The organism is Phocaeicola acetigenes (assembly GCF_027529745.1).
In the GTDB taxonomy this organism is placed as follows: Bacteria; Bacteroidota; Bacteroidia; order Bacteroidales; family Bacteroidaceae; genus Phocaeicola; species Phocaeicola acetigenes.
The window spans coordinates 203,059-226,165 of the sequence record NZ_JAPZVM010000002.1; the positions used below are offsets into that span (position 1 = coordinate 203,059).

Here is a 23,107-nt window from a genome sequence, read left to right on the forward strand (position 1 = left end):
GACAAGACTATGACAACTAAAAAGATATTTACTACTGTGCTGACAGCTGTCATGCTGTGTTGCACTACTGCCTGTGAGGATAAGCTGGATATTGTGCCTTTGGGTGAGACAACCTTGGATAGTGTAGATGATCTGGAAACATTACTGAATCAGGTGCCTATGTTGTATCAGACAGAGAATCAGTTTGAGATGTTGTGTAACAATATGTACGCTAAGTGGGATGGATTGCCGGATTTGTTAGCCAACTCTAATAGTGTGACTTATGCACTTGTGAAATATGACGAAACAGTAGATCGTGTCAACCTGACCACTTCAAGCAGCTTGTACGAAAATTTATATAGCAATATCAATTACATGAACGTGGTTATCTCTAAAGCTCCTGAGGCCGATGGAGACGATGCCAAACGTATTCGCATCATTGCTGAGGCACAAGTATTGCGTGCCTGGTATCATTTTCTGTTGGTCAATATGCACGCCAAGCAGTATGACGAGGCAACAGCCGCGCAGTTGGGTGGCATAGCCTATGTGGATAATACCAATGTGGGAGAGCAGAAAACAAAACTGACTTTGAAAGAGGTGTATGAACGAATATTAGCCGACTGTAGTGATGAAGTCCTGGCCAAACTGATACAGAGTCATGTGGATGATCCCTGCCGCTTCGGAGTAGACTTCGGTTATGGTGTGCGTGCCAAAGTGTTGTTTCAGATGAAACATTATGATGAGGCACTGCATTACGCTAATCTTGCCCTTGCTGTGAACGGACATATTGAAGATCGTACTACCGTGAAGACCAATCAGAACTGGGTGTTGAATGAAACGGCTCAAAATAATTATTATCTTATATGGTGTGACAACAGCAATTTGGGGGATTTGTATGGCATTTGTATCACTCCTGATGTAGCTACACGGATATCTCCTGATGACTATGTGAATAAATATTATCTGAGCGACGGTGTCAAGGCTTGGGAGGAACCATATCCGACCCTTCCCGATGGCTGCCTACAATGTAATGTGTCAGATATCAAATGGAATGTTTACGGACTCCGTTCAGAGTCTATGTATTACTTGGCTGCTGAATGCCTTATCAGGCAGGGGGATTTGGAAGGCGGACTGTCTCGTGTAGACCGGGTGCGGGCTATGCGTATTGAAAACTATCAGCCTTACGCTGCTCAGGCTGCCGGACTGACCGAGCATGAGGCCATGAAATTATTGCAAGACTCGAAGCGTGTGGAGTTTATTAACACCTTCGAAAATTTCTGTGACCGGAAACGTTGGAACTCCGAGAGTAATTATGCTGAGACTATTGTTCGCGATTTAGGACCTGAATATGGTGGTATCGTTACTCTGAGGCCGGATTCACCATTGTGGGTGTTCCCTTTTCCACAGAACGCCGTGTTACACAATTCATCTCTGACACAAAACTATTGATTACGTTTTCTATCTGTAAGAAATGCTTTTGTTGTTTTTTAGTATTTGGAGTTATGTAGGTATTCTATTTCTTATTTGGAGATTATGATTGGGAATATTGCATAAAGAGGGATATTCAGTAAATGTTCCACAAAAATAGGATGGCATATGAAGATGATATAGCAAAATCACTCCATATGCCATTTTTATCGGGCAGCAATATTAAAAAATCTCTTAACTGCAGTTTTCTTTTCTTACATTCTTAAACTTATTTTATAATTAGTAATTTTATTAATCTATATAAGGCTTCTAGGGGATTTGGGATGGAAGAAAATTATTGCAGAGTTCGGTTGTTTGCTCTTCTTAACTCTGATATGGTTAAACTATCATAAAGATAAGAGGAGTAAGAATTGTATATAAAAGAAAGACCGCTGATCATCAGCGGTCTTTGAAACATTTCGTGGAGCTGGAGGGAGTCGAACCCTCGTCCAAACAAGGAAGCCATATGCTTTCTACATGCTTATCTCTGCCTTCGGTTTTCGTGCATAAGCAAGACCAGAGCCACCCACTTATACCTTAGTCTTTAAAATTTCATTTCGTCCGCAAGACAAGAACGAAACTATTTCCGATTTTACTGCATCGCTTTACCAAACGCTTCGGAACAAGAGCTTTTGAGCAATGTCTCGTTTCTACCACTGTGGCAGAAATAAAGTTAATCTACTGTACTTCGATTAAGCAGCGAGAGCATAGTTTTCGTTGCCAGATAATAGTTCAGTAACTGATATTATAGTGCAAATCACTGACGCACTGCATGCTTACATACCACATCTCTCGCTGTCAAAACCAGTCAACCCCGAATGATGAAGTATTTCTTTCTTGCAAAGATATGAAAAAAGAATGGATTTATCTAATGCTTCTTGGAAAATTGTCTAATTTTGAAAAAGAACAAAGTTTAAGTATATGAAAAAAATAAAGTGGTTGGCAGCAGGAATCGTTTGTTTTTCTGCGTGTATGGGAAGTCAGCAGAAAGCAGCGGTCGGGCTTGCAGAGACAGGAGATACGCTTTATCTCTGTGTGGGAAGTTATGCTTCGGCAGCTGATGAGGGAGTACAGATGTATCAGTTCAATCAGGAAACCGGAGAAGCTGTATATGTAAGTGGGCTGAAAGGAGTTTCTAATCCTTCTTACTTGGTTGCATCTACAGATGGAAACCGGATTTATGTGGTGGGTGAAGACGAGGGAGCTTCTTCTACTGTAAATGCGGTGTCTTTTGACAGGCAGACAGGAAAACTGGTATTGATGAATACTCAGTTAACACAAGGAGGAGCTCCGTGTTATGTGACATTGAGTCCGGAAGAAGACTTTGTACTGACTGCCAATTATATGGGGGGTAATATATCTGTTTTCCCCCTAGAGGAAAATGGAAGATTAAAAGCAGGCGATACGATTAATTTTACAGGTAGCGGACCGGATAAGGAGCGTCAGTCGCAGCCTCATTTACATTGTGTACAGTTTACTCCCGACGGACGTTTCTTGTTGGCTAACGATTTAGGAACAGACCGTATTCATGTCTTTCCGGTAAAAGAGGACGGAAAATCGGAATTGCTGGAAAAAGAGAATACTTTTGATATTTGTTTACCCTCAGGTTGTGGTCCTCGTCATCTTTGTTTTGCTCCAAACGGTAAACACGCTTATCTGCTCACCGAATTGTCGGGAGAAGTTATAGGTTTGTCGTACGATGAAGCCGGATTCGATACTATTCAGCATATTAAAGCCGATACATTGGATGCCCGGGGAAGTGCCGATATTCATCTTTCTCCGGATGGAAAGTTCCTTTATGCATCGAATCGTTTGAAAGGGGATGGTATTGCTATATTTGAAGTCAGTTCGGAAGACGGTACCTTAGATAAGGTAGGGTATCAGCCAACGGGAATCCATCCGCGTAATTTCAATATAACTCCTAATGGAAAGTATCTGTTGGTGGCTTGTCGGGATACAAACGAGATTCAGATATATGAAAGGGAGGAAGAAAGCGGTCTATTGAAAGATACTGGAAAGCGTATTAAAATGCTCAAACCTGTTTGTGTGCAATTTCTTTCTTATTAGAAAAGACTACTGAAACTAAATGCCCCGGCAAAAGAAAACTCTCTTTGCCGGGGCATTTAGTTTTGTATAATCAACAGACGGAAGCTTTATTTCATCTTGTATACCAATGTTCCACCCTTCATGATATCTTCATGAGTAATGTAGTTCTTGGTATAAGGTTTCCCGTTCAATGTGATACTGTCTACATACATATGTTCTTTCGACAAGCCTTCTGCTATGATAGTAAATGTCTTTCCGTCGGCCAGATGCAGTGTGAACTTCGGAAGCTGAGGTGCACCGAATACGTATTCACCACTTACCGGGTTTACAGGATAGAATCCCATAGCCGAGAACATATACCATGCAGACATCTGTCCGCAGTCGTCATTTCCACACAAACCGTTTGGTTTTGGAAGATACTGTGTATCGAATATCTGACGAACCAGTTCCTGAGTACGTTCTGGACGTCCTGCCAAAGCATACAGATAAGTTACGTGATGGCTTGGTTCGTTACCATGTGCATACTGTCCAATCAGTCCGGTCACATCGGCCTGTGTAGTTTCCAGTTTCACTGTAAATACAGAGTCAAGTTTGTTGAGGAACGGTTCTTCTCCTCCAAACAATGCAATCAGACCCGGTACATCGTGCTGAACATGCCAGGTATATTGCCATGCATTTCCTTCGGTATAGTCTCCACCTACACTTTCAGAGTGTCCTACCTGACTTGGGTTGAACGGGCTCTTCCATGTACCGTCAGCTTTTTTCGGGCGCATGAATTTTGTAGAAGGATCGAACAGATTCTTGTAGTAATCTGCACGTTTTGCAAAGTAAGCAGCATCTTCTTTTTTCCCCATACGTTTTGCCATATCGGCAGCTGCATAATCATCGTATACACTTTCCAAAGTTGATGAAACTGATTCTGCTTCTGTCAGGTCGGTAGGGAAGTAACCGTATTTTGTATAGTTTTCCCAGTTCGATTTCAGCGGGTGAGATACAGTCTGAGTACGTTTGATAGCATTGAAGGCACGTTCTGCGTCAAAGCCTCTGAATCCTTTTGCATACGCTTCTGCGATGATGGATACGCTGTGGTTGGCTACCATACAGAAGGTTTCACCACCCCATAATCCCCAGATAGGAAGATGTCCGATTGTTTCAGCTTGATCTACCAGTGAGTTTACAAGACCATCTACACGTTCAGGTACCATCAGAGTATAGAACGGATGTGCTGCACGGTAAGTATCCCATGCCGAGAAAGTAGAGTAGAATTTACCTCCGGTTGCCGGTACTACTTCGTCGTGTGCATTACGGTATTTACCGTCTACATCCGAGATTTCATTCGGCTGGATCAATGCATGATAGAAACTTGTATAGAAGTTGGTCTTTTCATCCTGTGTTCCTTCTACTTCGATACGGCTCAGATAACTGTTCCATTCGTCTTTTGCAGCCTGACGAACTCCTTCAAAATCCCATCCGGCCACTTCGGCAGCCATATTGGCCTTTGCACCTTCTACACCAGTAGTAGACAATGCTACTTTCATCATCAGCTGGTCTTCCGGTTTCATATCGAATGTAGCTACGATGCGCTGTCCTTTTTCTGTTTCAGCCATCGGCAGGTTGACAGTGCTGATTACCGGGCGGTTGAACTGCATTACAAAGTAGTATACCTGATCTACCCACACCTTATTAATTACGTGTCCGGTCAGGGTGCTGTCGTTTTCCCAATTGGTTTCACATATACTTACCTGCGAATGATATTGTTTTTCGTTCCATGCCGGTCCGTGTTGAAGGTCGATAAGTACAGAGGCAGAATCTGCTTTATGATATGTATAACGGTGTAATGCAGTGTGAGTGGTAGCAGTCAGTTCGGCTGTTACTCCCGGCTGGTCTAAAGTTACGGTATAATATCCAGGAGTAGCACTTTCGCTCTTTTTAGAGAAAGGACTACGGTATCCGTCCCAGCTACGCTGGCGGTTGCCTGTAACCGGCATTACCAGAATATCGCCCAAGTCCATACATCCGGTTCCGTTCAGGTGGGTTTGGGTGAAACCCCATATCAATGAATCTTCATATACATATTCAGAGCAATATCTCCATCCGATAGCTCCTGTAACCGGGCTTGTCTGAATCATACCGAAAGGACGGCATGCTCCAGGGAAGGTATGTCCGTTATCGGCTGCTCCGATGAATGTATTTACGTATTGTGTGTAATCGATTGCTTGCGGTGTTTGTTCGGAAGAGCAACTGAACATTGTTGCTCCTAGGGCAAGCGTACAAAACAAAGATGTGTATTTCTTCATGGATATCAATTTTTATGACAAGGCGAAGAGCCCTGCTGTAAAATACAGAACTCTTCGTCTTTTTTAGTGAATAGGAAAGATAAATTCTTATACGTAAGTTTCCAGGAATTTAACCTGTCCTTTAGGAGCAACTTCCAGTCCTTTTGTAGTAGCAGGGAACAATACAGATTCGCCAGCCTGCATTTCTACAGTATTGCCTTCGTTGTCTGTTACAGTACAAGCACCTTCCATACAGATGTAGATAACGAAAGAATCCAATTCGCTATAATCCATGTTCATGTTTTCTGTCAGGTCGTATACAGAAGTAGTGAAGTACGGACAAGTAACCAATTCTACCGGTTCATTCTGTTTCGGAGTATAGTTGGTACGATAGTCACTTTCTACTGAATAGTCGATAGCGTCTTTTGAAAGTTCTGTATGCAATTCGCGTGTATTACCGTTTTTATCTTTACGGTTGAAGTCGTAGATACGGTAAGTAATATTAGAAGTCTGTTGGATTTCTGCGATAAAACATCCTGCACCAATACTGTGGATACGTCCGGCTGGCAAGAAGAATACATCGCCCGGTTTTACCGCATAGTCTGCTAATGCATCACAGATTGTATTGTCTGCAATCATTGCTGCATATTCGTCCGGAGTAATCTGTTTGCTCAAACCAGAGCGAAGATGAGCTTTACCGTTTGCATTGTCAATTACATACCACATTTCTGTTTTACCCATAGAGTTGTGGCGTTTCATTGCCAGTTCATCGTCCGGATGAACCTGGATAGACAAGTCGTCTTGTGCATCGATAAATTTGATAAGCAATGGGAATTTACCGTTGAAGCGTGCATAGTTTGCTTCACCTACCAATGCTCCTTTATATTCGTTTACCATCTGTGTCAGGTTTTTACCGGCATCAGCTCCATTGGCTACTACTGATTCATCGCCCGGTACATCCGAGATTTCCCAACTTTCTCCTACTTGTGCCTGCTGGCAGTCAAGGTGTTTGAACGGAATAATTTTTTCACCACCCCAAATGGTTGATTTTAAAATTGGCTGAAATTTTAATGGATACATAGTTCTATTTATTTTGGTTTATTATTATGTTATTCTATTCTCATTTTTATACTGTTACAAAAGTAGCTATTTTGCTCATATAGTCATAACAAATTACTGTTTAATTCGCAGTGATTCTTAGGTATCGGATGTTTTTGGAAGTGTATTGGGATGTTCTTTCCGATTTGGTCATTTATGCTGCACTTGATATACTTTTTTTCTTTATCTTTGCGGGCTGTTGTATACTATTTATAATAATATGAAAATAAAGACATTTTTAGTGCTTATTGTAGCCTGGCTATGTGGAATGGCAACTCTTTCAGCCCAGACTATGGCACCTAAACGAGAATTTCGTGGAGCATGGATTCAGTGTGTGAATGGTCAGTTTCAAGGTATGCCAACCGAGAAGATGAAAGCTACACTAATCAGCCAGCTCGACAATCTGAAAGGAGCCGGTATTAATGCTATTATTTTTCAGGTGCGTGCCGAATGTGATGCATTGTACAAATCGTCATATGAACCTTGGAGCCGTTTTTTGACAGGAGTACAAGGGAAAGCTCCTTCTCCTGCATGGGATCCGCTACAGTTTATGGTAGAAGAGTGTCACAAACGTGGCATGGAACTTCATGCATGGATTAACCCTTACCGTGCAAAAACAAAAGGAACAGGTGCTTTGTCTCCTCTTCATCCTTACAATAAATATCCTGAACTTTTCGTGAGTTATGGCGGACAGTTGTATTTCGACCCGGGTTATCCAGAATCGCGTAAATACATTTGTAAGATAGTACGTGATATCGTAACTCGCTACGATATCGATGCCATTCATATGGATGATTATTTCTATCCGTATCCTAATCCGGGTGAAGAGTTTCCTGATAGAGCCAGTTTTGCTGCTTATGGACGTGGTTTTCTGAACAAGGCCGATTGGCGTCGTGATAATGTGAATGTATTGATTAAAGAAATTCATGAAACCGTACGCGAAGCTAAACCTTGGGTAAAATTCGGTATTTCTCCTTTTGGTATCTATCGTAACCAGAAGAACGATCCGAATGGTAGTAAAACCAATGGATTGCAGAATTACGATGATTTGTATGCCGATGTTCTGTTATGGGTAAATAATGGATGGGTAGATTATAATATTCCTCAGATTTATTGGGAAATTGGTCATCCGGCTGCCGATTATGCTACATTGATTCGCTGGTGGGCACGACATTCGGCTGCACGTCCATTGTTTATCGGTCAGGATGTAAACCGTACCGTGACCAAGGCCGATCTTATGAATCCTAACCAAAGTCAGATTCCAGCGAAGTATCGTTTGCAACGTTCTTTGCCTACTGTGCAGGGAAGTTGCCAGTGGTATGCTGCAGCGGTGGTGGAAAATGTAGGTAACTATCGTGATATGTTGGTAAAAGAATATCATAAGTATCCGGCATTGATTCCTTTGTCTCCATTTATAGATGATAAAGCTCCGGGAAAGGTCAGGAAGTTGAAACCCGTATGGACAGAAGACGGTTACATCTTGTTCTGGACTGCTCCGAAAGCAAAGCATGAAATGGATGAAGCTGTGCAGTATGTGGTTTATCGTTTCGAAAATAAGGAAAAGGTAAACTTGGATGATCCTTCACATATTGTATCAATTACCCGTGATACCTTTTATAAACTTCCTTATGAAGACGGGAAGACAAAGTATCGTTATATAGTGACAGCATTGGATCGTTTGCACAATGAATCAAAAGCAGTTAAGAAAACCGTAAAACTATAAATAGCTTTTATTATATACTTTTTGAAATGGCAGTCTTAGGTTGATTTTGGACTTAAGACTGCCATTTTAGTGTTTTGTATAGTTATAAAAAATGATTACATAGTTACTGTTTTAGATTGAATAGTCATGCTTTTTGCCTAATAATGTAAAATCTGAAATTTAAAGTGTTTTTTATGTGAAATAAATATATAACTTTGCTAAAAAATACAAACGAAGAGTGCTTCTTTTATAGCTTTTTATTAAAGAAATAAAAGATAGTCCTTGCACTCGACGATAAAACAATGAATAAAGGTCTAAGGGACGGATCTAAACTAAATTAAAAAGAGTATGAAAAAGTTTTTATTGACAGCAGTGTTAGGTATGTTTGCTTTGGCTGGTTTTTCTCAGGTAAAGTGGGATGCTAAAGTTGGTATGTCTATGACTAACTTGACTGGTGACATGGATGGTGATATGAAAATCGGTTACAATGTAGGTGTAGGCATGGACTATGCATTTTCAGAAGATTGGTCTTTGCAGTCTGGTTTGAACTTTACTGGTAAAGGTGCTAAAGATGAGGGTGTAAAAGTTAAAATGAACTATGTAGAACTTCCTATCTTGGCTGCATACAAATTTGCTTTAGGAGAAAATATGAAGTTCGTTGTAAATGCAGGTCCTTACTTGGCTGTTGGATTAGGAGGTAAAATGACTGTTGATGGAGAAGATGGTGGTTCTGTAAAACTTTTCTCTAAAGAAGATGGTGCCGAAGAAGCTTTAATGAAAAGATTTGATTTGGGTATCCAGTATGGTATCGGTTTGGAAGTAGGTGAACATTACTTGGTAAACCTTACAGGACAGAATGGATTTATCAATCCTTTGAATGATAAAGTTTGGGGTGAAGAACTGTCTACTAAAAACATGGCATTCTCTATCTCTGTAGGTTATAGATTCTGATCATAAAATCTTGTAATAATCTGGCGGCTTCAAAGCGATTTTGCTTTGAAGCCGTTTTTTTTGATATGTTGTTTGTGAATACAGAAAACAGAGGGCATTTTTAATATGTTATCTGTTTTGCAAATTGTCAGATTCTTAATTATCGCTGAAAACGTTTGGGGTAAAGTATCATTTTGTCAATTTAGAGGCTTCTAGAATGCGTTATTTGAACCCAGATTAAGATTTCCTGAAAAATATGGCTGTTTTTAGCCGTTTTGTGAAATCATAAATCTTTTAAACAGCACGCTTTTGTGTAATTATGTTGTTCTTGGCTTTAGTTTCTTGGTTTATTGTTGTGCTATCTCTTGTTTAATGCGTTTTTTGTTATTTAAAAGAAGATGTAAAAAATAGGTGGAAAAGTGAAAACAAGAGGTGAATTTTCTTGGAAAACGCTTTATAGGTCGACTAAATTATTCCGACTGGTTGCGTTGGCTGATGTTATTAGTCGCGTAAGCTGCTGTTTCAAGTAACGAAAGCCATCGTTACAAGTACCGTTGGTTCATTATACAGGTCGTGTATTCCCTTTAATCGACCCTTGGAAAGGTGTTGTATAGCATGTATTGGACTATTTTTGAGGATATTTCTGCTTTTTTTCTATGCAAAATAGAAGAAGATGAAGTTAGCGAAAATTGATAAAGGAAAACAAAAAGATACCGGCCAAGCCTTTTTTTGTGTGAGATTGTAAAAATGAAATCTCGGAGCTGAAAAGAAGTTGTTTTTTGTTTGTGCCCTTTTAGAGTAAGTATTCCTGCTTTACATTCCAGTAATGCTCCAATAGCGAAATTTTCTGTATTTTGTAAGTGAATAATCGTGCTAAGTCTGCTTTTTTTCTTTTCTTTGTGTCTCGAATAAATACATTATAAAACAAATCAAAATCATGTTAGGAAGTATAGTTTGGGATGTTGATCCTGTATTGGTGCATATAGGCTCATTGGAAATCCGTTGGTATGGATTGATGTGGGGACTTGGTTTTATCTTTGCCTATGAATTTATGTCTCGTCTGTTTAAAAGAGAGAAGTATCCGGATAACTGGGCGGATAAACTTTTTATATATTGCATTGTAAGTAGTGTTATTGGTGCTCGTTTGGGACATTGCCTGTTTTATGAATGGGATTATTACGGTGCACATCCAATGGAAATTTTAAAGATTTGGAAAGGTGGACTGGCCAGCCATGGAGGGGTCTTTGCACTGATATTGGCGTTGATTTGGTATTCTAAGAAGGTGACAAAGAAAAGCGTGTGGTGGTTGTTCGACCGTATGATTCCTGCTGTAGCTGTGGTATGTATGTGCATTCGTTTCGGTAACTTGATGAATTCTGAAATATTTGGCTATCCTACAACCTTGCCTTGGGGATTTGAGTTTATCCGTTCGCGTGAATGGCAGGAATTGTATAATCGGGATGGAGTGGCACAAGCCTGTCATCCTACTCAGATATATGAGATGCTTTATTGCTTGATAGCGTTAGTGACCTCGTGGCTGATGTATTACAAATTTCACCTTCAAAAGCGAATCGGTCTGATAACTGGAGTTTCTCTCTTGATTTTCTTTGGTGCACGATTTGGACTGGAATTTATGAAAAATCCTCAGGTAGCAGAAGAGGTAAATATGACACTTAATATCGGTCAGTGGCTCAGTGTTCCTCTTATTTTACTGGGTATATATCTTATTTCCACCTGTAAGACCCGAAAAGAATGTTTTTGATGATACAAAGTGAAAGAATAGAGTGTAAACTGTTATGATATAGGAATTTAACACTATTGATAAAAATGTTTCATCCTCTTGCAAACTTGTTTCATGTAACAGATTTGTAAGAGGATGAAACATTTTTTATGCCCTTTAACTATTCCCTTTCCTACTTTTGCTGTCGATAAAAACAAATCTTTCATACTAAGTATTTAATGCTATGAAGACTGAAAAGAAACAGTTATGCAATCGTATGGGAGCAGTCGTGTTACTACTCGCCGTGGCTTGTGCAAATGGATATGCACAGGAAAAGAAATCATCAAACAATAGTAGTTCTAAAGAAGAGGGAAACCGAAATGTGATGTTGAATGCAGCTAGTGCTAACGGTCCTCGTGAGATTCAGATTGGTCTTCCTTCTGCCGATGTCAATGTGCTGGAGAATGGTATGCCTGTTACTTATGCAACCAATCCTCACAGCGTAAACTCTCTGTGGCGTGCCGATGCCAGCTTGAGTCATGTAGGACTTTTGAAAATTTCGGAAACAGCCATTACTACAGGTAATATTGGTTATGCTGTCAATTCTTTTACTCAGCTTGGAGAAAAAGGATTTCATGGTACTTTAAATTATAAGACCAATCACTTTGGTATGCAAGAGTTCTCTCTTAACCTCAATGGAGAAATTGCAAAGGACTGGTATTATAGTGGTAGTGCATATCAGGACTTTGATCCGGGAACATTTAAAATTAAGTCTACTCCATTTCAAGACCGTACACAGATTTATAAATTTGCGCTGACTAAGCGTTATCATGAAAATCGTGGTGAATTTACAGCCATGTATCATTATAGCAACAGCCATCCGGTATACATGTATGCTACTCAGTCTGCTCCGTTTATATATGTAGGTGATGGTAGTGTAAAAGAGTTTGGCGGTTTTGCCCTGGGAACCACTTCTTATCTTCCGGTAGACAATGAAATGATGTATCGTGATATGCGTACAGGTGAATTGCAGAAAACAACACTTTACGATGCGGTACAGAATAAAGGAAGTGAATGGTTATTGATGAATAACTATAAATGGGATAATGGACTGGCTTGGAAGGTAATGATGAAGTATGACCATGCAACAGGTTCGTGTGTATACCAGACTCCGATGGAGCTGAAGCGTCGTACAGACAGTTCTATTGCTTACCAGTATGAAGCTGCAGATGGAAGTATGATGCCGTATCAAGGTGAATATGTACAAAGCCGAATGTCTTGCTTGAACCGTGGATTCATTGATGAGTTTATGTTTACAACAGAATTGTCCCGTAAATTGTCTAACGGTACTTGGCGTTTAGGCTTGAATGAATGGTATTATGATATTGATTATGCATCTAATACTACAATGTATGACCAGTCGGTTCCTGCTGACGGAAGCTATCCGGTACGTTTGTATAATCCTGCATATGCAACAGCTGAAGGACGTATTTACGGAGGAAACGGATATTATTATGATTTCAATAAGAATGCTTCAGAATATTATAAAGGTCATGAAAATAAATTGGCTGTTTATTTTACTCATGACTGGGATATAACAGACAGATTGAACTTGTATTATGGTGCACGTCTGGAGTATCAGGCACTTCGTGGAAACAATGCCGCAGTAAAAAATGCCAATGGTGACTATATCGGACGTTTTGCCAACTATTATCTTGGAGCAACTGCTGTTCCTGTATATGATGTAGATGGTAATCAGACAGGATATATGGCTGGTGCAGCTGGCGCTTCGGGAGCTGTAAAAGTTGAACCTACTCCAATGAGCTACGATTGGTTTAACTATGCTTTGAGTGCTGCTGCTACTTATAAGCTGACTAACAAATTCGGTTTAACCGGAGACTTTACCTATATTACTCAGCATCCTCGTATTGAAAATTTTGCTCCTGCTACTTTACCTAATACAGATAAGATTTCTGTACCATTGGGACGTGCCGGAATCTATTTCAATAACGACTGGTTGAGCCTGACTTCTTTGTTCTCTTATATTTCTAAGACCAACAATAATTCTACATTGAATTTGCAGCATGCAGTAAATGGTGTGAATGAGATTTTGGCTGCTCCGCTTAATTACGACATCAAGACATTGGGTTGGACAACCGATGTGGTAGCTACTCCGTTTAAAGGCTTCAATTTGCACTTCTTGTTTACTTACCAGAAACCTACATACAAGAAGTATGAAACTTCTGTGAAGTTCTCTGATGGTTATGTCGGACAGATTAACGCAACTGGAAATATCGTAGCAGAAATTCCTCAAGTAATTGTTGAAATCGATCCTAGTTATATGATTACTGACGATTTGAAGATATGGACTAGCTTCCGCTATTTCAGCAAGACTTATGCTAATATCAACGATGCTTATTATTTCAACGGACGTTGGGAAACCTTTGGTGGTTTGAACTGGCAGGTCAATAAGAAATTTTCTTTGGGATGTACTGTAATCAACTTCTTGAATCAGACTGGTGCGAAGGGAAGTATAGCAGGTGCTGAATTGGTAACAAAAGAGGAAGCAGGACAGTATGCCAATACTGTAATGGCTGGTAGTTATATCCGTCCGTTTACTGTCGAGTTCTCTGCCCAGATTAAATTTTAAAGTTTGAAGGTAGATAGATTGTTATGTAAAAACAGGTTGGAATTCTTGTAAAACATTATTGAATGAAAATAAAAACAGATATCTTTAAAAGCATATAAAATATATACTATGAAACGTACTTTCTTTAGTTTAGTTATAGCGCAGGCACTGTTGTGTGGCATGACTGCTTGCCAATCGGATAAAGGAAATTTGGTGTTGGAACGTCAAGGCGATTCTTTGACTGTGATCCGTGTTTCTAATCCTTCAAAATATTTGTTACTTCCGGTGCAGGAGTCAAGTGGTGAGGGTAAAGTGAAACTGAATACCGGAAGCCCGGCTGATGTAGCAATGGATATCCGCTTGGCTGTGGATAGTATAGAATATTATGTACCGTTTGAACTTCCTCAGAATGTAAAGGAAGTGACTGTTACTGTCGACAAGGTTTCTTCTCAGGCTGTATGCTGGAAGAATATTCAGTTGTCTGATACCTTCGATGTGGCTAATACCGATTATTATAGACCGGTGTATCATCATACTCCTCAGTATGGCTGGATGAATGATGCAAACGGGTTAGTATATAAAGATGGAGAATATCATTTGTATTTCCAGTATAATCCTTATGGTTCCAGATGGGGAAATATGCATTGGGGACATTCGGTAAGTAAGGATTTGATTCATTGGGAACATTTGAAACCAGCTATTGCACGCGATACATTGGGACATATTTTTTCAGGTAGCTCTATTGTCGATCATCGTAACAGTGCTGGATATGGAAAAGATGCTATGATTGCTTTTTATACATCTGCAAGCGATGAACACGGACAGATTCAGTGTATGGCATATAGCAACGATAACGGGCGTACGTTTACTAAGTACGAAAAGAATCCGATATTGACTCCTTTTGATGGCTTGAAAGATTTCCGTGATCCTAAAGTATTCTGGTATGAACCGGCACAGAAATGGTATATGATTGTATCTGCCGATAAAGAAATGCGTTTCTATTCTTCTTCCAACTTGAAAGAATGGGAGTTCTTAAGTGGATTTGGAAAAGGATATGGTGCACAGCCTAATCAGTTTGAATGCCCCGATTTTGTACAGTTGGCTGTAGACGGCAATCCGGAAAATAAGAAATGGGTGATGATAGTCAATATCAATCCAGGATGTATGTTTGGAGGAAGTGCTACCGAATATTTTGTAGGTGAATTTGATGGTAAAGAATTTAAATGTGATACCAAACCTGAGGTTGTGAAGTGGCTGGACTATGGAAAAGACCACTATGCTACAGTTTGTTTCTCAAACACAGGCGATAGAGTGATTGCTGTACCTTGGATGAGCAACTGGCAGTATGCCAATATTACTCCTATCAAACAGTATCGTGGAGCAAATGCTTTGCCGCGTGAACTGTCTCTTTATACAAAAGATGGACAAATCTATATGGCTGCTAATGTTGTGAAAGAAGCTCAGAGTTTGAGAAAAGATGCACGTCCGATAGAAAACTTTACTGTAAAAGGTGAATTGGAGATGGATACTGTCTTTTCAAAGATGGAAGGAGCTTATGAACTGGAAATGGATGTAACTCCGGGTAATGCACGTTTGGTAGGCTTTGATTTGATGAATGAAAAAGGAGAAAAATCAAAGATCTATTTGGATATGAAAGAAGGCCGTCTGGTGATGGACCGTACAGAAAGTGGTATTGTTGACTTGAAACGAAATGGAAAATTTGATGTTCATGCAAAAGAAACAGGCAATTACCGTAAAACATTGTCTGTGAACTATCAGAATGATTTTGCCTTAGGTACATGGGCACCACTTTCTCTCTGTGAAGATAAGACCTATCATTTGGATATTTTTGTAGATAAATGTTCCATTGAGATTTTTGTAGATGGCGGACGTATTGCAATGACTAATTTAGTTTTCCCAACCAAACCGTATGATACTTTACGTTTCTATACAGAAGGAGGTGAAGCAGAATTTAGTAATATGAAAATCTATAAATTGGGAATGTAAAAACATTCTTCAACTTTTACAAATTCAGGTTTTTATTAAAACCTGAATTTGTTTTACCGAAACACATATTCTTCATTATATATTAATCTGAACCATGAAATATATTTTTACTTTAGTTTTTGCTGCTTTAATGAGCATACAGATGTATGCTGCAGAAAAGCAACTGATTCGTATTTCTACCAATCAGACCGATCTGATACTTCAAGTAGCTCCGAATGGAAGAGTATATCAGTCTTATTTAGGTGAGAAATTGCGTAATGAATCCGATTTGGAGCATTTAGAATGGCGAGTACACCCGGCATCTGATGCAAGCGTTGTAGAACGTGGATGGGAGGTGTGCAGTACCTCTGGAAATGAAGATTTTTTTGAACCTGCCTGGAGTATGATGCATGCAGACGGTAATCCTTCTGCATGGCTATATTATGTGTCTTCTTCGGTAAAACAGGTGCCAGGAGGAACTCAAACAGATATTCTGCTTCGTGATGATAAGTATCCGGTAGAAGTGACACTTCATTATGTAGCCTATCCGGAGGAAAATGTCATTAAAACTTGGAGCGAAATAAAACATCAGGAAAAGAAACCGTTGTTGTTATCCCGTTATGCTTCAACGATTCTTTACTTTAGTAGTCCTTCTTATTATCTGACAGAGTTTAGTGGCGACTGGGCAAAAGAAGTGCAGATGAGCAGCCAGCAATTGCAATTTGGCAAAAAAGTAATAGATACAAAATTGGGAAGTAGAGCCGCTATGCATGTTCAGCCTTTTTTCATGGTAGGACTGGGAAAACCGGTGGAGGAAAAGGATGGAGATGTATTGATGGGAACAATTGGATGGACCGGTAATTTCCGATTTACTTTTGAGGTGGATAATGTAGGTAACTTACGTGTAATTCCTTCTATTAATCCATATGCATCGGTATATGAGTTGCAGAAAAATGAGATTTTTACTACTCCTGAGTTTATTTTTACATTGAGCAAGGGTACAGGAGAAGGAAGCCGAAATTTTCAGCAGTGGGCACGAAACTATCAGTTGAAAGATGGTAAAGGTACACGTATGACTTTGCTGAACAACTGGGAAAATACAGCTTTTGACTTTGATGAACTTACTTTGAAAAATTTGATGAAGGAAGCTAAAGACCTGGGAGTGGATATGTTTTTGCTGGATGATGGATGGTTTGGAAATAAATATCCTCGTGATAACGATAAAGCAGGTTTAGGAGATTGGGAGGCAAACGTAGATAAACTTCCTGGAGGTGTTTCTACACTGATCCGTTATGCAAAGGAAGCGGGTGTGGAATTTGGTATTTGGATAGAACCTGAAATGATAAATCCTCAAAGTGAACTGATGGAAAAACATCCGGATTGGGCTATCCGTTATCCTAATCGTGAAACTTATTATTATCGTAATCAGCTGGTTCTTGATATGAGTAATCCTCAGGTACAAGATTATGTATATTCGGTTGTCGAAAAACTGATGGAAGAGAATGCAGGACTTGCTTATTTTAAATGGGATTGCAATAGTCCGATAACCAATATTTATTCACCTTATTTGAAGAATAAGCAAGGACGTCTTTATATCGATCATGTGCGTGGGGTATATAATGTCATGAAGCGTGTATCTGCAAAATATCCTCAATTGCCTTTGATGCTGTGCTCGGGAGGTGGAGCTCGTTGTGACTATGAAGCATTGAAATATTTTACAGAGTTTTGGTGTAGTGATAATACAGATCCGGTAGAACGTATTTATATTCAGTGGGGATTCTCTCATTTCTTCCCGGCTAAGGCAATGTGTGCACATGTAACAAGCTGGAATAAGAATGCTTCTGTAAAATTCCGTACCGATGTGGCCTCTATGTGTAAATTAGGTTTTGATATTGGTCTGAAAGATTTGTCGGAAGATGAGCTGCTTTATTGTAAGACTGCAATAAGCAATTGGAAACGTTTGTCTTCTGTTATACTTGATGGTAAACAGTATCGTTTGGTTTCTCCTTATAAGAGTGCACACATGGCTGTGAACTATGTCAGCGAAGATAGACGAAAAGCTGTATTGTTTGCATATGATATTTATCCTCGTTTTAAAGAAAAAGTATTTCCAGTTAAAGTGCAGGGATTGAATCCTGATAAAATGTATAAAGTCGAAGAAATTAATCTGATGCCTGGTTGCCAATCTGTATTAAAGATGAATAATCAGGTTGTTTCTGGAGATTATTTAATGAAAGTAGGTCTGGAAGTATTTGGAGACAAGTCTTTGCAAAGTTGCGTAATCGAATTTTCAGAACAAATGTAATATAAATTATAAAGTTAATAGTGATGACAACAATGAATCAACAATTGAAGTATGCTAAATTAATACCTTTGATGCTCTGCTTCTTTGCAATGGGCTTTGTAGATTTGGTAGGTATAGCATCAAATTATGTAAAAGCGGATTTGAATCTGAGTGATTCGGAAGCAAATATTTTTCCGTCATTAGTGTTTTTCTGGTTCCTTATTTTTTCAGTTCCTACTGGATTGCTGATGAATAAAATAGGGCGTAAGAAAACAGTTCTACTTAGTTTGGTTGTAACTTTTGTATCCTTGCTTATTCCGGTATTTGGTGATAGTTATGGTATTATGCTTTGTTCTTTTTCTTTACTGGGAATAGGAAATGCTTTGATGCAAACTTCTTTGAATCCGCTGTTGAGTAATATCATATCGGGAGATAAATTGGCAAGTTCTTTGACTTTTGGCCAGTTTGTAAAGGCTATTGCGTCTTTCTTGGCACCTTATATTGCGATGTGGGGGGCTACTCAGGCTATGCCTACATTTGGATTGGGATGGAGAGTTCTGTTCCCTGTTTATATGGTTATAGCTGTAATTGCTATACTGTGGCTGGGGGCAACTCCGATTGAAGAAGAGAAAGCTGATCAAGCATCTGGGTTTGGAGATTGCTTGAAATTATTGGGCCGTCCGTTTATTTTGCTTTGCTTTTTGGGCATTATGTGTCATGTAGGAATTGACGTCGGCACTAATACAACTGCTCCAAAAATTTTGATGGAACGTCTGGAAATGTCACTTGGTGAAGCTGGATTCGCTACCAGTCTATATTTTATATTCCGTACACTGGGATGTTTTTCAGGAGCTATTGTCTTACAGAAAGTATCTGCTCGTTCTTTCTTTATTCTTAGCGTATGCTGTATGTTGATAGCTATGATTGGGTTGTTTATATCTCATGAACTATATGTGATTTATGCGGCAATTGCATTGATTGGTTTTGGTAACTCAAATATCTTTTCAATTGTTTTTTCACAAGCTTTATTGGCTGTTCCTGAAAAAAGAAATGAAATTTCAGGTTTGATGATTATGGGATTGTTTGGTGGTACTGTTTTCCCTTTGTTCATGGGATTTGCCAGTGATGCCATAGGACAGAATGGAGCAGTAGCTGTGATGATGGTCGGAGTGATTTATTTACTCCTTTATACATGGAAAATTAAAAAGTAATATGTAACTTTGATTATATAGAATTCAAGATATGGAAAATACAATCGTCGTAGGAATGGGAGAAGCATTGTGGGATGTGCTTCCAGAAGGGAAAAAAATAGGTGGAGCTCCCGCTAATTTTGCGTATCATGTGTCTCAATTCGGATTGGAAAGCCGGGTAGTAAGTGCAGTGGGAGATGATAAATTGGGCATGGAGATTTTGGAGAATTTCCGTGAAAAGAAACTTAGCGCAATGGTAGAAGTTGTACCATATCCTACTGGCACTGTACAGGTAGAGTTGGATGCGGAAGGAGTTCCTTGTTATGATATAAAAGAAGGAGTGGCTTGGGACAATATTCCTTATACTCCTGCTTTAGAAGGTTTGGCTCAATGTACAAAAGCTGTTTGTTTCGGCTCTTTGGCACAGCGTAGTGTTGTATCACGTGAAACCATTAATCGTTTTCTTGATGCAATGCCTTCAGAAGATACTTGGAAGATTTTTGATATTAATCTTCGTCAGGGATTTTATACCAAGGAGATTCTCTGCAATTCATTTGAGAAATGTAATGTATTGAAGATAAATGATGAAGAACTGGTTACTGTAAGCCGGATGTTTGGTTATCCAGGAATTGATCTTCAGGACAAATGCTGGATATTGTTGGCCAAATATAATCTTAAGATGCTGATCCTTACTTGTGGAGTAAACGGAAGTTATGTCTTTACTCCAGGACATGTATCTTTTGTAGAAACTCCGAAAGTAGAAGTTGCTGATACAGTTGGAGCTGGTGATTCGTTTACTGCAGCATTTGTATCTTCTGTTTTACAAGGTTTGTCGGTAACAGAAGCTCATAAATTGGCTGTAGAAACGTCTGCTTATGTATGCACCCAAAACGGTGCTATGCCCGTGTTGCCACAGGAGTTGAGAAATCGTGTGGTAAAATGAAGGTAGAAACAGTATTATCATGAATGAAAAATGGTATGAAATATTCTTTGTTAGCTTTTATTTTCGGATGTATATGGATGTGCTGGGGATGTACTCCGCAAAAAGCACATTATATAATAGGTGTTTCTCAGTGTAGCGATGATGAATGGCGTGAACAGATGAACAAGGAAATAAAGCGTGAAGCTTTGTTTTATCCGGGAGTGAAAGTGGATATTTGTACCGCAAAGGATGATAATGCTAAACAAATTGCAGATGTAGAAGACTTTATAGATAAAGGTGTTGATTTATTGATTGTCTCTCCCAACGAAGCTGAGGCCATAACTCCGGTTATTGAAAAGGCATATGATAAAGGTATTCCTGTTGTTTTGGTCGATCGTAGAATTTATTCCGATAAATATACGGCATACGTGGGAGCAGACAATTATGAAATAGGTTTTCAAGTAGGTAATTATATAGCTGAGAGACTTCATGGAAAAGGACAATTGGTAGAAATAGCCGGATTACATGGGTCTACATCAGCTTTGGAGCGCCATCGAGGGATAATGGCGGCTTTAAAAAAAACTCCAGATATTAAAATTGTAGCCTCTGCCGATGCTGCTTGGCTCCGAGTGTCGGCAAAAGAGGCTTTTGATTCTATTCTTAATTGCCATTCACATATTGATATGGTTGTTTCTCATAACGACAGGATGGCAGAAGGTGCTTATGAAGCAGCTTTGGAAAAAGGCCGACAAAAGGAAATGCTTTTTGTCGGCATTGATGCGTTAGCAGGAGAAGGACATGGTGTGGAGCAAGTGATTAATGGGCAATTGGATGCAACCTTTATTTATCCGACTGGAGGGGATAAAGTATTCGAGGTTGCTATGAATATTTTGCAGAAGAAAAAATATAATCGTGAGACAATTCTTTCTACTGCTCTTGTCAATCGGGCAAATGCTCGTATTATGCAAATGCAGACTGCACACATCAGCCAGCTGGATTCGAAAATAGAGGTACTTGATAAACGGCTTGATGCATACTTGATGCGTTATTCTTCACAACAGATGTTGTTGTATGCTTGTATTATTATTTTGATATTGGTTGGCTTGTTGCTTTTCTTTGTGGTACGTGCTTTTTGGACGAAGAATAGAATGAATGAAGAACTTTCCGACCAGAAACGACGCTTGGAAGAACAGCGTGATCAGTTGGTGGATTTGTCTGAGCAATTAGAACAAGCTACTCATGCTAAATTGGCTTTTTTTACCAATGTCTCACACGATTTCCGAACTCCATTAACGTTGATTGCAGATCCTGTTAATCAATTGGTAGAAACGGGTAACTTGGGTGAACATGAGCGCTTTCTTTTACGTATTGTACAGAAAAATGTAACTGTATTACTTCGTCTGATTAATCAGATTCTGGATTTTCGTAAGTTTGAAAATGGAAAGTTGGACTTGACTCTTTCTAAATTTAATATAGCTGAAACCATAAAAGAATGGACAGAGGCTTTTCGTACCTTGTCTTATCGTAAGCATATACATTTTATCGTGTCAGTTGAAACTGAAAAAGAAGATTGTGTGATGATTGCTGATGCTGAAAAAATGGAACGTATTACTTATAATCTTTTATCGAATGCATTTAAGTTTACTCCAGAAAATGGAAAGATAGAAGTTTCGATTGCAGTTTACAAACGGGACAATAATAGATGGCTGTGTTATAGGGTCTCAGATACAGGCATTGGTATGCCAGCTGAACATGTACAGCATATTTTTAAAAGTTTTTATCAGGTAGATGTACATCATGCGGGGTCAGGTATTGGACTTGCTTTGGTAAAAGCTTTTGTAGAAATGCATGGGGGCAGTATTACCGTAGACAGCGCAGAAGGTAAGGGCACTATTTTTACCATCGACATGCCAATGGAACAGCAAGGCGTTTTAAATGATAACGTGGAAAGAAATATAGTCCTAGAAAATCTTCAGGAAGGAGCTGTGCTTTCTGCTGATCAGGAAACGCTTCAAACAGTATCAGAGCCGGTAGAGTGCAGTGATAAAGAAACAGTACTGGTAATTGATGATAATCAAGATGTTAGAGATTATGTGAAGATTCTTCTGCAAGAAACGTATACTGTCATAGAAGCATCCAATGGGCAGGAAGGATTACTTTTGGCTATGAAATATGTTCCTGATGCAATTATTTGTGATGTAATGATGCCTGTAATGGATGGAATGGAGTGCTGTCGTAAGTTAAAGTCTGAGTTGCAGACATCACATATTCCTGTCATGATGCTGACTGCTTATACAATGGATGAACAGAAAGTAAAAGGATATGAGTGTGGTGCGGACTCTTATATTTTAAAACCTTTTAGTGCACGTTTACTCCAGGTTCGTTTGCGGAATTTAATTGATAACAGACGTCGTTTGCAGAGTTTCTTTTCCGATAAGATGACTCTTCGGAAAGAACCTATAGCAGAATTGGATAAAGGATTTGTAGAGCGCCTTCGTGCGTTGATTGATGAGCATTTAAGTGACCCTGATTTGAGTGTGGAGGATTTAGGAGATAAGATTGGCATGAGCCGTGTTCAATTGTATAGAAAGGCAAAAGCACTGACGGGGTATGCTCCTAATGAATTGTTGCGTATTGCCCGTCTTAAGAAAGCAGCTGCATTGTTGGCTTCTACCGATAAAACTGTGGCTGAAGTTACTTATGAAGTGGGATTTAGTTCTCCTTCCTATTTTACAAAGTGCTACAAAGATTATTTTGGTGAAAGTCCTACCGATTTTTTAAAACGTAAGAAATAAGATATTTTGGGGAGACTATAAAGCCTTTTCTGCTGAAAGATAGAAAAGGCTTTTTGTAAATAATTTACAGGTTGGTATAGCCA

Annotated in this window: 13 protein-coding genes and 1 other RNA gene; 11 read left to right on the forward strand and 3 right to left on the reverse strand. The window is 39.3% G+C overall.

Features of this window, described 5'->3' with window-relative positions; genetic code table 11:
• The first annotated feature begins 9 nt into the window (after positions 1-9).
• Complete coding sequence (locus tag O6P32_RS03405; protein ID WP_269876813.1) at positions 10-1,428, forward strand: RagB/SusD family nutrient uptake outer membrane protein; 1,419 nt, start codon at positions 10-12, stop codon at positions 1,426-1,428.
• A 437-nt stretch (positions 1,429-1,865) separates the two neighbouring features.
• Here O6P32_RS03405 and ssrA read toward each other — a convergent pair.
• Positions 1,866-2,262: a transfer-messenger RNA gene (gene ssrA / locus O6P32_RS03410) on the reverse strand.
• 105 nt (positions 2,263-2,367) lie between these two features.
• On the opposite strand from ssrA, the gene O6P32_RS03415 reads away from it, so the two are divergent.
• Entirely contained in the window at positions 2,368-3,513 is a 1,146-nt protein-coding gene (locus tag O6P32_RS03415; protein ID WP_408636039.1) for a lactonase family protein, read from the forward strand.
• A gap of 86 nt (positions 3,514-3,599) precedes the next feature.
• On the opposite strand, the gene O6P32_RS03420 is transcribed toward O6P32_RS03415, so the two are convergent.
• Together O6P32_RS03420 and O6P32_RS03425 are read right to left on the reverse strand one after the other, a co-directional pair.
• Positions 3,600-5,789: a GH92 family glycosyl hydrolase gene (locus O6P32_RS03420; RefSeq protein ID WP_269876815.1), complete on the reverse strand. Its 2,190-nt coding sequence runs from the start codon at positions 5,787-5,789 to the stop codon at positions 3,600-3,602.
• Positions 5,790-5,876: 87 nt separating this feature from the next.
• Positions 5,877-6,848, reverse strand: a complete 972-nt coding sequence (locus tag O6P32_RS03425; protein WP_178266773.1) for a type I phosphomannose isomerase catalytic subunit — start codon at positions 6,846-6,848, stop codon at positions 5,877-5,879.
• A gap of 238 nt (positions 6,849-7,086) precedes the next feature.
• On the opposite strand from O6P32_RS03425, the gene O6P32_RS03430 reads away from it, so the two are divergent.
• The 9 genes from O6P32_RS03430 (at position 7,087) to O6P32_RS03470 (ending at position 23,024) form a co-directional block, all read left to right on the forward strand.
• Entirely contained in the window at positions 7,087-8,589 is a 1,503-nt protein-coding gene (locus O6P32_RS03430; protein ID WP_178266774.1) for a glycoside hydrolase family 10 protein, read from the forward strand.
• A 327-nt stretch (positions 8,590-8,916) separates the two neighbouring features.
• Entirely contained in the window at positions 8,917-9,519 is a 603-nt protein-coding gene (locus O6P32_RS03435) for a porin family protein (RefSeq protein WP_178266775.1), read from the forward strand.
• A 916-nt stretch (positions 9,520-10,435) separates the two neighbouring features.
• On the forward strand, positions 10,436-11,260 hold the full coding sequence (gene lgt / locus O6P32_RS03440) for a prolipoprotein diacylglyceryl transferase (RefSeq protein ID WP_269876817.1): 825 nt from the start codon (positions 10,436-10,438) through the stop codon (positions 11,258-11,260).
• Between the two features lie 202 nt (positions 11,261-11,462).
• Positions 11,463-13,868, forward strand: coding sequence for a TonB-dependent receptor (locus tag O6P32_RS03445; protein ID WP_269876819.1), 2,406 nt, complete (start codon positions 11,463-11,465; stop codon positions 13,866-13,868).
• Between the two features lie 108 nt (positions 13,869-13,976).
• Complete coding sequence (locus O6P32_RS03450) at positions 13,977-15,854, forward strand: GH32 C-terminal domain-containing protein (RefSeq protein WP_269876820.1); 1,878 nt, start codon at positions 13,977-13,979, stop codon at positions 15,852-15,854.
• Positions 15,855-15,948: 94 nt separating this feature from the next.
• The gene (locus O6P32_RS03455; protein ID WP_269876821.1) at positions 15,949-18,138 is read left to right on the forward strand and encodes an alpha-galactosidase; all 2,190 of its coding nucleotides are present in this window, start codon (positions 15,949-15,951) and stop codon (positions 18,136-18,138) included.
• A 23-nt stretch (positions 18,139-18,161) separates the two neighbouring features.
• Positions 18,162-19,328 carry an MFS transporter gene (locus O6P32_RS03460; protein ID WP_269876823.1) on the forward strand — a complete coding sequence of 389 codons (1,167 nt, stop codon included), beginning with the start codon at positions 18,162-18,164 and terminating at the stop codon, positions 19,326-19,328.
• A gap of 31 nt (positions 19,329-19,359) precedes the next feature.
• Positions 19,360-20,250 carry a carbohydrate kinase family protein gene (locus O6P32_RS03465; RefSeq protein WP_269876824.1) on the forward strand — a complete coding sequence of 297 codons (891 nt, stop codon included), beginning with the start codon at positions 19,360-19,362 and terminating at the stop codon, positions 20,248-20,250.
• A gap of 35 nt (positions 20,251-20,285) precedes the next feature.
• The gene (locus O6P32_RS03470; RefSeq protein ID WP_408636040.1) at positions 20,286-23,024 is read left to right on the forward strand and encodes a hybrid sensor histidine kinase/response regulator transcription factor; all 2,739 of its coding nucleotides are present in this window, start codon (positions 20,286-20,288) and stop codon (positions 23,022-23,024) included.
• Positions 23,025-23,107: the final 83 nt, after the last annotated feature.